Here is a 13,220-nt window from a genome sequence, read left to right on the forward strand (position 1 = left end):
CGGCAAACAACTTGAATATATGGGGGACTGTCGTTCATGAATAAGATCAGGATCAAAAAGACTTTTGCACTTTTGCTTGCGACCAGTGTGCTCGTCGTATTGGCATTGTCCGGCTGCAGCGGCGGCAAATCAGCGGGTGATGTAGCACCCGGTAATGACGGCGATAGCGCTAAATCCGGCTCCTCAGGCGAGAAAGTAACCATAACGCATTACACCATCGATTCCGAGGACCGCACGTTTATTGAGAAGCTGATTCCCGACTTCGAAGCTGAGCATCCGAATATTAAGGTAAAAGTAGAAAAAGCTCCTTACGAGCAGTTCGACAGTAAGCTTCAAACGCTGATTGCCGGCGGCAAATCACCTGACGTCACAAGCCATTATGGCTACGGCGGATTTGCGGAGTATTACAACAAGGACATGCTGCTCGACATGAATGACATTATTCAGGAAGACGGATTTAAGTCATCCGACTACAACATCCCGGATGACCTTATGAAAATCTATACCGTCAAAGATCATGTCTACGGTATTCCGGTCAACATGTACGTCACTCTGATGCTCTACAACAAAGACATGTTCGACGCTGCCAACGTTCCTTATCCACCAAGCGATTACGAGGACAAGAGCTGGACGTTTGACAAAATGGTCGAAGATGCAAAGAAAATGACACTTGTATCCGGCGATATTGCCAAAACCCAATATGGCGTTGACTTCACTTGGTCCGAGCGCGATATGCGCCCGCTCTATTTTGGAGCCGAACCTTACTCCCAGGATACCTGGACCAATGGCGGCGTACCATCCGAGACCCATTTCGATTCGCCGGAAGTCATCGCAGCCTATAACAAGCTGTTCAACCTGATCTTAAAAGATAAAGTATCCCCGACAACGGAATGGAGCAAAAGTGTTGCGGGACAAAACGGCGATGCATTCGTAACCGGCAAAGTGGGCATGACCGTCAGCGGCTCCTGGAGCCTTGCCGGCTCGAATGACTTCCCGTTCAAGGTTGGCGTGGCGGCAGTCCCTGCCGGTGGCAATGACAAGGTCCGCAGCGTGCTGTTCGTCGATCCGCTCTTGATTCTGAAGGGCTCCAAGCATCCGAAGGAAGCCTTTGAATGGATCAAGTATCTGGTTAGCGACGAGGTTCAGGAAAAATCCATCGAACTGAGCGGCGGCAACCCTCCTGTAAATACGAAGGCAGCCGAGACCTATTACAAGCATTTTGATGGCATAGATCCGGCAGATGTGAAGAAGGTTTACGAAGGTGCTGTGAAATACGGATTTGAATCCTATAACCACCTGATCACCCACTATTCTCAGATCAACGACATGTTCATCAACGAGATGCAGCCTATCGATACCGGACACAAAACCGTAGAAGAAGTGATGCCGACAATTCAGAAAAAGGTCATGGAAATTATCAAACGTTAACGCTATACGTTGTGCCGTCCCGCAAGGGGCGGTGCATCTGTTAAAATTGCTTCGCGGTCAGACCTCCGTACATGTATACTAGTGTTAAGTCAATGTAAAGTACGGAAAATCTGCCGCAAGGAGAATAAACAATGAAGGTTAGTATATTTGATGTAGCCAAAAAATCAGGGCTGTCCGTCGTGACAGTCTCACGCGTCTTAAACGGCGCCGAATCCGTCCGAGAGAAAAATAGGCAAAAGGTTCTGGAGGCGATCAAGGAGCTCGATTACCGTCCTAGCGCTGCCGCACGTAGTTTGGCCCGCGGCAAGACAGGCATCGTCGGTTTGATTGTAACCACCCTCCTGGATTCCTTCTTCGACGCTATCGTCAAGGAACTGAACGAGGTGCTTGCGCTTCACGGCTATTTTCTTGCCGTATCCGTCTCTACAGGCATCGGATCGGATGAAACCCACTACCTGATCCAGGAGGACCGGGTGGACGGTCTTATTCTGCTCTCGCCGATGGAAGAGGATAACTACATTGTAGAACTGAAAAGGCGCAATATTCCTTATGTCCTGATCGACAATCAGAAGCCGGAAAATGATGCTTTTTCCGTAACGATTGACAACTACAAAGGCGGCTATGCTGCTACGAAACATCTGCTTGATCTCGGTCATACCTCCATTGCACACTTAAGCGGGCAAGACATGTTCCGCAGTACGAGGGAGCGCCGCAGCGGTTTCCTGCATGCCCTTGGAGAAAAGGAACTGGCTCCGTTTGACATGATCACAGGCGATTTCGAAATCGATTTTGGTTATGACATCTGCCGCCAATGGCTGCGGGAGGGACGCCTCCCTTCCGCGGTATTCGCGGGCGATGACAATATCGCGCTCGGGGTCGTGAACGCCCTCATGGAAGAAGGCATACGGGTACCTGAACAGGTAGCTATCGTCGGATATGACGATCAGTATATTTCATCCAAGCTGCACCCCCATCTGACAACGGTCCGGCAGCCTGCCGACCGCATTGGGGTTGCCGCTGCAGATATGCTGCTGAAACGCATGGAAGGCACGATGAAACGCGGGGCTAATGTGCGGATCGACCCTGAACTCATCGTGAGAGAATCAACTGGATCACCACCAGAAGGTACAGCCGATTAAAAAATTTATCCTTATATATAGGAGTGACGACCATTGACTTACTACTTGGGAATCGATGGGGGAGGAACAAAAACATATGCACTGCTGACCGATGACCGCGGCAATGTGCTTGGCAAAGGTGTGGGCGGCAACGGCAATCACCAGATTGACCATGCCTTGGCCGCGCAAAGCATACGTGAAGCCGCCGAAGGCGCTCTGCACGAAGCAGGACTGCGGATTCATGAAATCTCGCACACCTATTTCGGACTTGCCGGCGCAGATCGGGAGGCAGATTACCGAATCCTGCACCCAATGATTCAGGAAATTGGATTCACCCGGAATTACTCGATTGACTGTGACACAATGATCGGACTGCGTGCAGGCACGAACCGGCCTTACGGGGTCGCATTGATCTGCGGTACTGGCACCAACTCCGCAGGCCGCAATGCGGCAGGACAACATGTGCAGGTCGGCGGTTTTAATTATATGTACGGTGATTTCGGCGGCGGCGGTTCCCTTAATATTGAGGTGTTCCGCTCCGTCATCCGTTCTTGGGACGGCCGGGAGCAGACAACACTCCTGACTCCGCTGCTGCTGAACTTCCTTGGATATGACAGTGTCGGCGATATGTTCGATGACTTTCAGGATCACGGAAAGGAAGTACCTGTCCATGCTGCGAAGCTGTTGTTTGAAGCTGCCGCAGAGGACGATGCTGTCGCTTTGGAAATTCTGACCCGCCAGGGCGTGGAGCTTGGCAAATCAGCGTCTGCGGTCATTCATAAACTTGGAATGGAAGAAGATATATTTGATGTTGTACTGGCAGGGAGTCTGCTAACACGGGGGGATCGTGGCTGGATTCGCAGCATGGTTGAACAGGCAGTCGCAACTGTCGCTCCGAATGCGGCCATCGTTACTTTGGCCACCGAGCCTGTCGTCGGTGCCTTATGGTGTGCTATGGATGCGGACGGACATGCGGTAAGTCAGGATGTATATGATAAAATGCGGGTCTTCCGCGAATTTGAACATATTCAGCAAACCACAAGATAAATGTCTATAAATACAGTTATCATAAAAAAGCTCATAAGAATGGAGTGTGCCTAAATGGCTAATGAACCAGGATTGAAAATAGCGGTAATCGGCGGTGGATCCTCCTATACTCCGGAACTTGTTGAGGGATTCATCCTTCACCATGCCGAGCTTCCGGTACGTGAACTGTGGCTGGTCGATATTGAGCCGGGACAGCGCAAACTGAATATTGTCGGCAATTTGGCCAAACGCATGGTGGAGAAATCCGGGCTTCCGATTGCAGTTCATTTGACGTTCGACCGCCGCGAAGCAATCAAGGATGCAGACTTCGTCAGCACGCAAATGCGTGTCGGCATGCTTGACGCCCGTAGCCGTGATGAATCCATTCCCCTGAAATACGGCGTGATTGGCCAGGAAACCACCGGTCCCGGAGGCATGATGAAGGCGCTGCGCACGATTCCGGTCCTGCTTGATATCTGCCGAGATATTGAAGAACTCGCTCCTAATGCCTGGCTGTTGAACTTTACGAATCCGGCGGGTATGGTCACGGAAGCCATTCTGAAATATTCCAACGTTAAAAGCATTGGTCTCTGTAATGCACCGATCGGTCTGATCAAGCAGACTTCGGCCAAATACGGCGTGGAAGCGGACCGCATCTATGCCGAGTTTGTCGGCCTGAACCATCTGCACTGGATTACGCGAATCGATGTGAACGGAGAAGACAAACTGGATGAGATGCTGGCCGATACAGCCGGTTACAGCGCGAAGAATGTACCTGAACGGGAATGGAACCCGGAATTTCTGCAATCCCTGCATGCCCTGCCTTCCTACTATCTGAAGTATTTTTATATGACCGATGCCATGCTCGAAGAGCAGCTGGAATCCTTACAAAAAGGCGGCAACCGTGCGGAAGTGGTTAAACGCGTCGAAGAAGAACTTTTCGAGCTTTACAATGATCCAGAGCTGAAAGATAAACCGAAGCAGCTGGAACAACGTGGCGGCGCCTTTTATTCCGAAGCAGCCGTAAACCTGATGCGCTCACTCTACAACGGAACCAATGACATTCAGACGCTGAACGTTGCCAATCAAGGCATCATTGATTTCCTGCCGGACGATGCCAGCATAGAAGTCAACTGCGTGGTCACCAAAACCGGCCCACTGCCGCTGCCGCTGACCAAGATTCCTCCGATGGCTGTCGGACTGATCCACGCGGTCAAAGCCTATGAGCGACTCGCCATCGATGCTGCCGTTACAGGCGATCGCGGATTGGCCATACAGGCATTGGCTCATCATCCTCTAGTGCCTTCGGTCGAAGTGGCGATCAATATGCTGGATGAAATGCTCGAAGCCAACAAGGACTATTTGCCGCAGTTTTTTAACGAATCTGCAGCTAGTGTATAATTCGTCTATCATCCATTCGCCCTGATACCATAAGAAAAACGTCTATCAACGTACTTTCACACTAAACGAAAAACCGCCATATCCCAGGATTTTCTGAGATATGGCGGTTTATCGTTTATAGGCATTCCCCATCTATAACGCTTGCTCAAATCGATTATTAAATCATTCTCCTAGCTAGGCTCCATCCATAAAAAAGCAGGCAAGGGAACCCCTCTCTCCCTGCCTGCTTGCATCTGAGCAATTAGATTTCAAGTTGCTTAGTATGTCCACCAGTTGCCGGACATTACGATCATGGAGAACAGCTTGATGCTGTCTTCGTAATAGCCTTCATTGGAGCTGCCGGCGGTTTTGGTCCAGACGGAGTTCAGCCAGCTTTGGTTCGTGGATGAGGTCATGGCGCTGACGCCAAACGGTGCATAGAATGCGCCGCTGCTGCCGGAACCTGTAACCGTGCCATTAAGTTTATAACCATCTTTTACACTGCTAGGGTTGCTGCTTACTTTGGCCGTGATCCAGCTGTTCATTTGACTGAGCTGATTGAGCGCCCGGCTGTCACCGGTCATCAGGTAATCCGTTGCGATTCGCCAAGGTGTACGGCATGAGTTGTAGTCGTAGTTGCCGTCGTTCGCCCCTTCCAGAAAATCGGCTGAAGCTGGCTTGTACGTCGAGCCCGACAGAACGACGAAGTCTGGAAGCAATCCGGTTGATGAGCTGTAGCCGTTATATAAGGAGTTGATAATCGTATAGGTTTTGTCAATCACATTCGCCCATCTGGCATCACCAGTTGCCGCCTGAAACGCCTTCAAGTGATTCAGCATAAAGTCCGATGGACGGGTAGCATTTTTGAATGTGCTGTCTGTTGCCCAGTCGCCGAGACGCAGTGTCCATTGGGACTGATTCACGTCACTTTGCATAATGGCATTGATCATGTCCTTACCTGCCTGAAGGTAGTTGATGCTGCCGCTGCTACCCCATTGCTTGTCCGCAAGCAGGAGGGAATAAGCAATGTCCATATCTCCATCCGTGGCCGAGTCGGCGCCTTCAATGTTCTGGAAGCTGCTGTTTTGTTTCCATGCCATCAGTTTCGAATTGTTGTCGCTCGGATGAGCCTTATAATATTGATACAGTCCGTCGAAATAGGTCTGTGCATTGCTGTCATAACCCGCCATGAGAACCGTTGCCATCATTCCGTACCCATGTGCCTCAGATACAGTATCCCCGTTCGATTGATACTTCACATAATACTTGCCTGTGCCAGCTGTTTTCAGATAAGCCGATTTCCAGCTGTTCCATTTCGATTGAACGGCGCTGTCCATCGCACTTTGGGTAACATGGTTCGGCTTGATCGAGCCGCTGGTATATGTTGTGTGCTGCGGGAACGGCTTGTTTGGAGAGCTAAAAGCGAAACCCGCCGGTATCAGAAGAAAAGCGAGACAACACATCGTAACAGCCTTGCTGCTAAACGAAAATCCCCTATTTTTTCTCATAAACATTACGCTCCTTTTTGATCCAAATGGGTTTTGTCCATGACATAACCTTTAAGCGGATAATCCAGTGCAGCATCCTGATGATGAAATTATTGGCACGATCTTCGCGAGACGCACTCACCTCCCAATAAAAGTTAAAGCGCTTTAACTTTTAAAACGCTTACATATAGTTTAGACTCTTGACCAATATTTGTAAATAGATTTTGCTGAGATTGCATCTAAAGTCCTGATTTGACGTCACCCGGAAAAAACCGGAAACCAACGTCTCCGGTTTGCTTACCTGTTTAAAAGAAAGGATTACGTATGTGCTTCTTGCGCCTGTACGGCCTGTACGGGCAAACTTTCCTTTTTAAATCCGAGGTTAAAGAAGACATTGAGCAGGATCGCGCACAAACTGCCTGTGATAATGCCGTCGCTGACAATAATACGGATACTTTGGGGCAGTTGGGCAAACAGATCGGGCACAGCCGTGACACCAAGACCAAGTGAAACCGAACAAGCAACGATCAATAGATTGGATTGCTTGCTGAAATCCACATTTTGCAGCATTTTAATCCCGGATGAGACCACCATGCCGAACAGAACAACCGTCGCCCCTCCAAGTACTGCGCTTGGAATAATCGTTGCAAATGCTGCAACTTTGGGAATAAGTCCGAGAAAGATCAGGATACCTCCAGCCGCTACAACGACATTGGTCGTTTTTACCTTGGAGAGCTGAACCAAACCAACGTTCTGGGCAAATGTGTTATACGGAAAAGCATTGAATATGCCGCCAAGGACAAACGCCAGACCTTCTGCGCGATACCCCCGTGCCAGATCCTTTTCGTTGATCGGTTGATCACAAATTTTGCTCAGGGCCATAAATACACCTGTAGACTCGATAATGACAACCGTACCTACAATAATCATGGTAATAATTGGGCCAATCTCGAAGGTAGGCCATCCAAAGTAGAAGGGCTGTGGCAAGTGGAACCAGGAGGCTTCCTGCACGGAATTGAAATTCACTTTTCCCATGAGGGCAGCGACGAGTGTACCCACAATAATGCCGAGGAGAACGGCGAGAGATTTGACAAAACCGCGAGCATATCGATTCAGGATCAGAATGAAGAGCAACACACCGAATGAGAGTGCCAAATCGTCCAGACTTCCGAAATTCTCGCTATTTGCTCCTCCTGCCATGTTTTTGATCCCCGTTGGGATCAGGGCCAGACCAATAATCGTTACGACCGTACCAATCACGACTGGAGGAAACAATTTGACGATTTTGCTAAAGAAGACCGCACATATAACGATAAATACCCCTGCTGCAATAATGGAACCATAAATGGCCGGAATCCCATACTGTGATCCAATTGCAATCATGGGTGTAACGGCAACAAATGAGCTTCCGAGTACCGCTGGCAAACCTATTCCCAAATACTTTCCTTTGCGGGTCTGAAGCCATGTTGCGATACCACAGGTTAACAAGTCGATGGATACCAGATACGCGAGTTGTTCTGCCGTCAGATTCAGCGCCCTGCCCACAAGCAGCGGAACCAAAATCGCCCCGGCATACATCGCCAATACATGCTGAATTCCCAGTGAAAAAATCTTCATTCTCTTGGTTTCTCTCATCCTAACCTGCCCCCTGTAATTTAGAATCACTTTACCGCTGCAAAACCATGTTATGTTGATTCACATTATATAAACAATTACGGGAAGTTCCATGATTCATAACATAGAATTGTTGCAATATATAAATAAATTCAGTCCTTTTATGCGTATTGTACAAAACAAACACAAAACACGATCTATTATATGTTAATTAATCTTACAACAAAAGTTGAATAACGTTGCACATCCCCATACTTCTCCGCTAAGGATAATTACACGTCACGATTTAATAGTAAAGATTTCCTTTAGATCAATCTCTTGATCTCTGTTATGATGATTAACGGCAAATTTGAGAAATTCGGGAGGAACTTCCTAGATGAGACAAAAGTTTAAAGGTATCACCCTATTTTACTTAACCATGCTTTTAGTGTTACTAGCCTGTCCTTGGAATAAGGCCGCTGCTGCCGATTCCTACAAATCGTTGGACTTATACTATCCAACAGACATTGACGATCACTGGGCATACGAAACCCTTGACAACTTCGTTAATGCTGATTTGCTAAACGGGTATCCTCTAAGTACTGGCGAAGTGGCTCTCAAGCCCAATCATCCCATTACCCGTGCAGAATTTGTTTCTATTCTTGTACAGGCGGCCGGACTACATAGCACTGCTCAAGGGATAGCCTTTAATGATGTGAACGCAGGCAAATGGTATGCCGATGCGGTCCGGATCGCTAGTTCACTCGGCGTAGTTGGAGGCATATCCAGTACTGAATTTGGTCCAGATCTCCCTATCACCCGCGGAGATATTGCCGTTATGGTTGTACGGACTTTCTCCAGCTCCATCCAATTTGAAGGCTCTGCCAAAACCTTTAAGGATGTCCCCAACTATTACGCAGCCTCGGCCATTGCAAAAGCAAGCCAAACAGGGATCGTTTCAGGTATGACGACCACCACGTTTCAACCGTTTGCGAAAGCCACTCGCGCCCAATCGGTTGTCATGCTAGAGCGGGCTTTACGTTTGGAACAGACCCAGCTCCCTGATACAACTGAACTGATTACTCTGGCTTCCAACGCAACCGAACAGGAGATTAAGTTGATGTCTGAGCACAGCTACGATCAAGTGTCTGATACCTATGCTACATATTACACCGGTTATCAGCTCTCCTTTAATCTCACTTCGCTTGAAGATCTGACATCCGCTCTGGATGAGCAAACCCAGATGGATATTGAATGGATCTCCAAACCTGTTTTCTCCATTGTGGAGCGCTCCAATCAATATGCCGTATTGGAAGCGAATGGCGGCAAGATTAAAACGAGCATCAATGCAGGTAAGGACCTAAACGAAGAAACCATTTCATTAGACGGGTTGTATAGGCTCAAGAAAATGGATGATAACACCTGGAAAATCTACGCGGTTTTACCTTATGAGGGATAACATCAGAAACACTGATAAATAACAAAAAGCACTGAACCGGGTTCAGTGCTTTTTGTTATTATTCCAATAAACCATTAAACAGCTATTTCAGACAACCAGTGATTCCAAGCCCCTCATCTTGAGGGGATCGGATAATCCACCACAATGACGTTCTCCACCCACTCATTCAGGGAGGCTACAAATGCCTGATGTGCAGGATGCGGACCGTAAGCTCGCAGTGCTTCCTGATCTTCAAACGTCACTCTCAGGCCAAGGGTGAAGCCCTGAATCTGGTCTGTCTCCTCTGTTACATTAATCCCTGCGGTGAGTTCCACAATTCCAGGAATCTGTTCCTGTAACGCGAGCAATTGAGCCACTAATTCCTGCTGTTTGACCGGAGTGATTTTATCGTTCAATTTAAAGGCGACCAAATGTTCATACATCATCTTCTTTTCCTCCTCATTCCTTTAACGAGTTAATTAGCTTTTTAATACTCTGCTCTGAACATGATGCAGCAGCTTCTGAAGCCAGAGTATGTCACTCTGTATGGACTGGTAGGCATGATCTTTCATCAACAACAGTGCGTATTTCAAATCCGCTTGCACATCCACCTCCTGAGCTGCTTGGAGATCGATATATTCCAGCTTCTTATTCATCTTCGCAATAATATCCTCAATCAAATAGGCGATCTTCTGATTATCCACCTTATCCAGATGGACTAACGCAGCGTATAAAGACTGCACATTCGTAAACTTCTGGAACACTTTATATATGCTTTCTTCCAGGGACCGGCGGCCTTTTTCGGTAATTCCATAGGTCGTTTTATCCGGTCGATTTTCAGTTTGGATCGTTTCAACCTTCTCGATTAGGCCCTTCTTCAGCAACACTTCAAAATTATAATAAATGGTGCCTTCGGTGATCCTGGCATCCGTTTGATCCAGATGTTTACCAATTCGCTTCTTAATGTCATAAGGATAATAATTTCCCTCACTCAGTGCACCGAGTATAAATATTTGAATCGACATTGTGACTGCCCCCATTCTGCTCATCCAAGGGTACAGCTTTTTCATCATCGCCTACCCTCATCATTTCTATTTTATATCATAACAGGCTGTTGTACAGGCTCCTGTGTCGTATCCGTCTGCTTGGCTTTCTTGAAATGATGAATGGCCATATTGATAACAAAGGCTCCCAAGCCCACCAAGGCCAATCCGACCGCATATTGAACCGTTTTCCCACCGCCAAAGAGAATATTATAATCCAAATGTGTTGAATAGAACATTGGGGTGATCTGACTCACAAATTTGAAATATCCGGGCATCATCTCTGGTGACATGGACGTTCCATTCGCAATGGATTGGCTGAGAACAAATATCATATTGATGAGCATTCCGCCTTGACCGAGAAGCATGATAAAGATACTGGTGAACTCAATCGACACAAACAGCTGCAAGCTGTGTACCATCCACATTTCCAGAAATATCTCTACTCCATAACCTTGCACCATAAAATAAATGCCGATCCCTACAAGTGGAGCAAGAATGGAAATAAGCAGGTTGGTTCCTCGCATCGCAAAGAACGCCTTCCATTTCCCCATCTGTCCTTGCAGTTGTTTCATTCCGCCAATGCTTTGCATTGCATAGATCATGGCCCCAACATAAAGCGCCATTGTAATGAACATCGGTGCCATCTGATTCTGCATGCCCGCTGGCTGCGGGTTGCTCAGAACGATGTCGGATGATACTTTGCCCATGGTGGACTCCACAATCTGTTTCGATTGCTCCGCGGAAACCTGCATGCTGCTGAGTACACCTTCAAAGCTCTGTGCCTGAACCTGTGCGCCCATCTGCGCAGTAATTTCAGCTGCTACATTTTTCATTGAACTGGTTATCGTAGTTGGATTTGATTCATTAATCAGATATTGCAATTGGGCTTTGCCGCCCTGTTCAGACAGTTTCTCCGTAAAATCACCCGGTATACGTATGATCATATGAATATCCCTGTCTTCAAGTCCTGTCTTCGCCTGTTCCAGTGATTCATTGGTTACCACCGTGAATGGCAGTTGCTCCTGCAATTTATGCACAAATTCAGTACCGGATTGCTTGTCTTCGTTGACAATGGCTACGGTAAGATTGGTTACATTTTTCGGGATTGCACTATACCCTGACATGAAAACGGTCAACATTACAATTTGATAAAAAATAATCATAAATATGCCAGCTTTGACTCCGCCGTGCTTCAGTATGTCCTTCACGCTCTACTCCACCTTGTTGTTTTGATTTAAACTACTTGAATTAAAGTACTCTTGTTTGTTATATTTGTCAATGAGACCAACCAAGGAGGCGTAACGAATGACGAAGAGCTCTATCATTTCTCTGTCTGAAATCACGAATTTCCAATCGAAAGAAGAAGAATTCAGTCCCTACCGTTGGTATCGCAGCATGCTGGATCAGGAACCCGTCATCTACAATGAGGAAAGCGATTCCTGGCATGTATTCAGGTATGATCTTGTCAAAACCGTGCTTAATGATCACGAGCATTTCTCCAGTGTGAGAAAAAGGTCCATTGTTAACGTAGGATATTCGAGTGAAGAAAAAGGCGCGGATAACGATCATCACATGCCGGACAAGCTGGATATTCATAACGTAGATCCGCCGGAACATCGCAAGCGGAGATCACTACTTGCAAGTGCATTTACACCGAGAAGTCTCAAGCTTTGGGAACCGAGAATAGAAGCTGTAGCCGAAGAACTGATCAGAGAATTTGAACATCAATCGGAAGTGGACATTGTTGAAGCCTATACAAGCATGTTTCCTGTCATTATCATGGCGGATCTGCTTGGCATTCCTTCCAATGATCGTCTTTTGTTTAAAAAATGGGTGGACACGATGTTTATGCCCACAACGGATGCCACTTTTGATCAAATTAACCAATTAAAAAAGGTTGCCGGGGAGGAATATTTCAAGTACTTATATCCTTTCGTCGTGTCCAAAAGATCCAATCTGGGAGAAGATATCATATCAGACCTGATTCAGGTTGAATTGGATGGCGAGCACTTTACGGATGAAGAGATTGTGCGAACCACCATGTTTATTCTGGGGGCAGGCATTGAAACGACCAGCAATCTGCTGGCCAACTCGTTCTATGCGCTTTTATATGATCAACCGGAATTGTATGCCGAACTCAGAGATAACCTTGAGCTTGTTCCAGCTGCAGTAGAAGAAATGCTTCGATATCGTTTTCACATCAGCAAAATGGATCGCGAAGTCAAAAAGGATAACGAACTGCTTGGCGTTAAGTTGAAAAAAGGAGACGCTATCGTTGCGTGGATGAGTGCAGCCAATATGGATGAACGTATGTTCGCAGATCCTTTCACACTGAATATTCATCGCTCGAATAATAATAAGCAGCTTGCCTTCGGTTTTGGTACCCACTTCTGTCTGGGGGCACCCCTGGCGCGTCTGGAAGCCAAAATTGTACTGACTACTTTCCTAAAAACCTTCACCAGAATTGAACCTGTGAAAGAATTCAATCTGGAAGAGAATCTCATCCCTTCAGCAGCAGGCCAATCTTTAACAAGCCTTCCTTTGAAGCTGTTTACGTAAATACGTATGCGTATATACCATTTATGGATAGTTAGGTTCACGGCATTTTAATATAATAAAATCAAACCAAAAAGAGCAGATCCCATCTGCTCTTTCTCTCTGGCTTTTACAATTCACCGTCTACCCTCCGTTATTGCCTATCTTT

General features: G+C 47.1%; 11 protein-coding genes. 6 read left to right on the forward strand and 5 right to left on the reverse strand.

Annotated features, from left to right (window positions below):
* Positions 1 to 36: 36 nt before the first annotated feature.
* The 4 genes from PPA03S_RS27445 (at position 37) to PPA03S_RS27460 (ending at position 4,973) form a co-directional block, all read left to right on the forward strand.
* Complete coding sequence (locus PPA03S_RS27445) at positions 37 to 1,428, forward strand: ABC transporter substrate-binding protein (protein ID WP_062328244.1); 1,392 nt, start codon at positions 37 to 39, stop codon at positions 1,426 to 1,428.
* Positions 1,429 to 1,559: 131 nt separating this feature from the next.
* Complete coding sequence (locus tag PPA03S_RS27450; RefSeq protein ID WP_062328248.1) at positions 1,560 to 2,567, forward strand: LacI family DNA-binding transcriptional regulator; 1,008 nt, start codon at positions 1,560 to 1,562, stop codon at positions 2,565 to 2,567.
* 33 nt (positions 2,568 to 2,600) lie between these two features.
* Positions 2,601 to 3,593 carry an N-acetylglucosamine kinase gene (locus PPA03S_RS27455; protein ID WP_062328251.1) on the forward strand — a complete coding sequence of 331 codons (993 nt, stop codon included), beginning with the start codon at positions 2,601 to 2,603 and terminating at the stop codon, positions 3,591 to 3,593.
* 54 nt (positions 3,594 to 3,647) lie between these two features.
* Positions 3,648 to 4,973, forward strand: coding sequence for a 6-phospho-beta-glucosidase (locus tag PPA03S_RS27460; RefSeq protein ID WP_062328254.1), 1,326 nt, complete (start codon positions 3,648 to 3,650; stop codon positions 4,971 to 4,973).
* A 257-nt stretch (positions 4,974 to 5,230) separates the two neighbouring features.
* Here the strand turns inward: PPA03S_RS27460 and PPA03S_RS27465 are convergent, their stop codons facing one another.
* Both PPA03S_RS27465 and PPA03S_RS27470 read right to left on the reverse strand, forming a co-directional pair.
* Positions 5,231 to 6,460, reverse strand: coding sequence for a family 8 glycosyl hydrolase (locus PPA03S_RS27465; protein ID WP_062328257.1), 1,230 nt, complete (start codon positions 6,458 to 6,460; stop codon positions 5,231 to 5,233).
* A gap of 297 nt (positions 6,461 to 6,757) precedes the next feature.
* Positions 6,758 to 8,074 carry a nucleobase:cation symporter-2 family protein gene (locus PPA03S_RS27470; protein WP_062328259.1) on the reverse strand — a complete coding sequence of 439 codons (1,317 nt, stop codon included), beginning with the start codon at positions 8,072 to 8,074 and terminating at the stop codon, positions 6,758 to 6,760.
* A 355-nt stretch (positions 8,075 to 8,429) separates the two neighbouring features.
* On the opposite strand from PPA03S_RS27470, the gene PPA03S_RS27475 reads away from it, so the two are divergent.
* On the forward strand, positions 8,430 to 9,491 hold the full coding sequence (locus tag PPA03S_RS27475; protein ID WP_062328262.1) for an S-layer homology domain-containing protein: 1,062 nt from the start codon (positions 8,430 to 8,432) through the stop codon (positions 9,489 to 9,491).
* 113 nt (positions 9,492 to 9,604) lie between these two features.
* Here PPA03S_RS27475 and PPA03S_RS27480 read toward each other — a convergent pair whose 3' ends face one another.
* From PPA03S_RS27480 to PPA03S_RS27490, 3 genes are read right to left on the reverse strand one after another with little or no spacing between them, the layout of a single operon-like run.
* Complete coding sequence (locus PPA03S_RS27480) at positions 9,605 to 9,916, reverse strand: Dabb family protein (RefSeq protein ID WP_245683748.1); 312 nt, start codon at positions 9,914 to 9,916, stop codon at positions 9,605 to 9,607.
* Between the two features lie 33 nt (positions 9,917 to 9,949).
* The gene (locus tag PPA03S_RS27485; protein ID WP_062328265.1) at positions 9,950 to 10,543 is read right to left on the reverse strand and encodes a PadR family transcriptional regulator; all 594 of its coding nucleotides are present in this window, start codon (positions 10,541 to 10,543) and stop codon (positions 9,950 to 9,952) included.
* Between the two features lie 23 nt (positions 10,544 to 10,566).
* Positions 10,567 to 11,724, reverse strand: coding sequence for a YhgE/Pip domain-containing protein (locus PPA03S_RS27490; protein WP_062328268.1), 1,158 nt, complete (start codon positions 11,722 to 11,724; stop codon positions 10,567 to 10,569).
* Between the two features lie 97 nt (positions 11,725 to 11,821).
* Between PPA03S_RS27490 and PPA03S_RS27495 the strand changes: the two genes are divergently transcribed.
* Positions 11,822 to 13,075 carry a cytochrome P450 gene (locus tag PPA03S_RS27495; protein WP_062328269.1) on the forward strand — a complete coding sequence of 418 codons (1,254 nt, stop codon included), beginning with the start codon at positions 11,822 to 11,824 and terminating at the stop codon, positions 13,073 to 13,075.
* Positions 13,076 to 13,220: the final 145 nt, after the last annotated feature.

The organism is Paenibacillus pabuli NBRC 13638, from assembly GCF_001514495.1.
Taxonomy (GTDB): Bacteria; Bacillota; Bacilli; order Paenibacillales; family Paenibacillaceae; genus Paenibacillus; species Paenibacillus pabuli.

Coding starts and splice junctions, on each gene's coding strand:
- PPA03S_RS27495 (WP_062328269.1), top strand. CDS start 11,822: ATGACGAAGAGCTCTATCATTTCTCTGTCTGAAATCACGAATTTCCAA.
- PPA03S_RS27445 (WP_062328244.1), top strand. CDS start 37: ATGAATAAGATCAGGATCAAAAAGACTTTTGCACTTTTGCTTGCGACC.
- PPA03S_RS27470 (WP_062328259.1), bottom strand. CDS start 8,074: ATGAGAGAAACCAAGAGAATGAAGATTTTTTCACTGGGAATTCAGCAT.
- PPA03S_RS27450 (WP_062328248.1), top strand. CDS start 1,560: ATGAAGGTTAGTATATTTGATGTAGCCAAAAAATCAGGGCTGTCCGTC.
- PPA03S_RS27475 (WP_062328262.1), top strand. CDS start 8,430: ATGAGACAAAAGTTTAAAGGTATCACCCTATTTTACTTAACCATGCTT.
- PPA03S_RS27460 (WP_062328254.1), top strand. CDS start 3,648: ATGGCTAATGAACCAGGATTGAAAATAGCGGTAATCGGCGGTGGATCC.
- PPA03S_RS27485 (WP_062328265.1), bottom strand. CDS start 10,543: ATGATGAAAAAGCTGTACCCTTGGATGAGCAGAATGGGGGCAGTCACA.
- PPA03S_RS27465 (WP_062328257.1), bottom strand. CDS start 6,460: ATGAGAAAAAATAGGGGATTTTCGTTTAGCAGCAAGGCTGTTACGATG.
- PPA03S_RS27480 (WP_245683748.1), bottom strand. CDS start 9,916: ATGATGTATGAACATTTGGTCGCCTTTAAATTGAACGATAAAATCACT.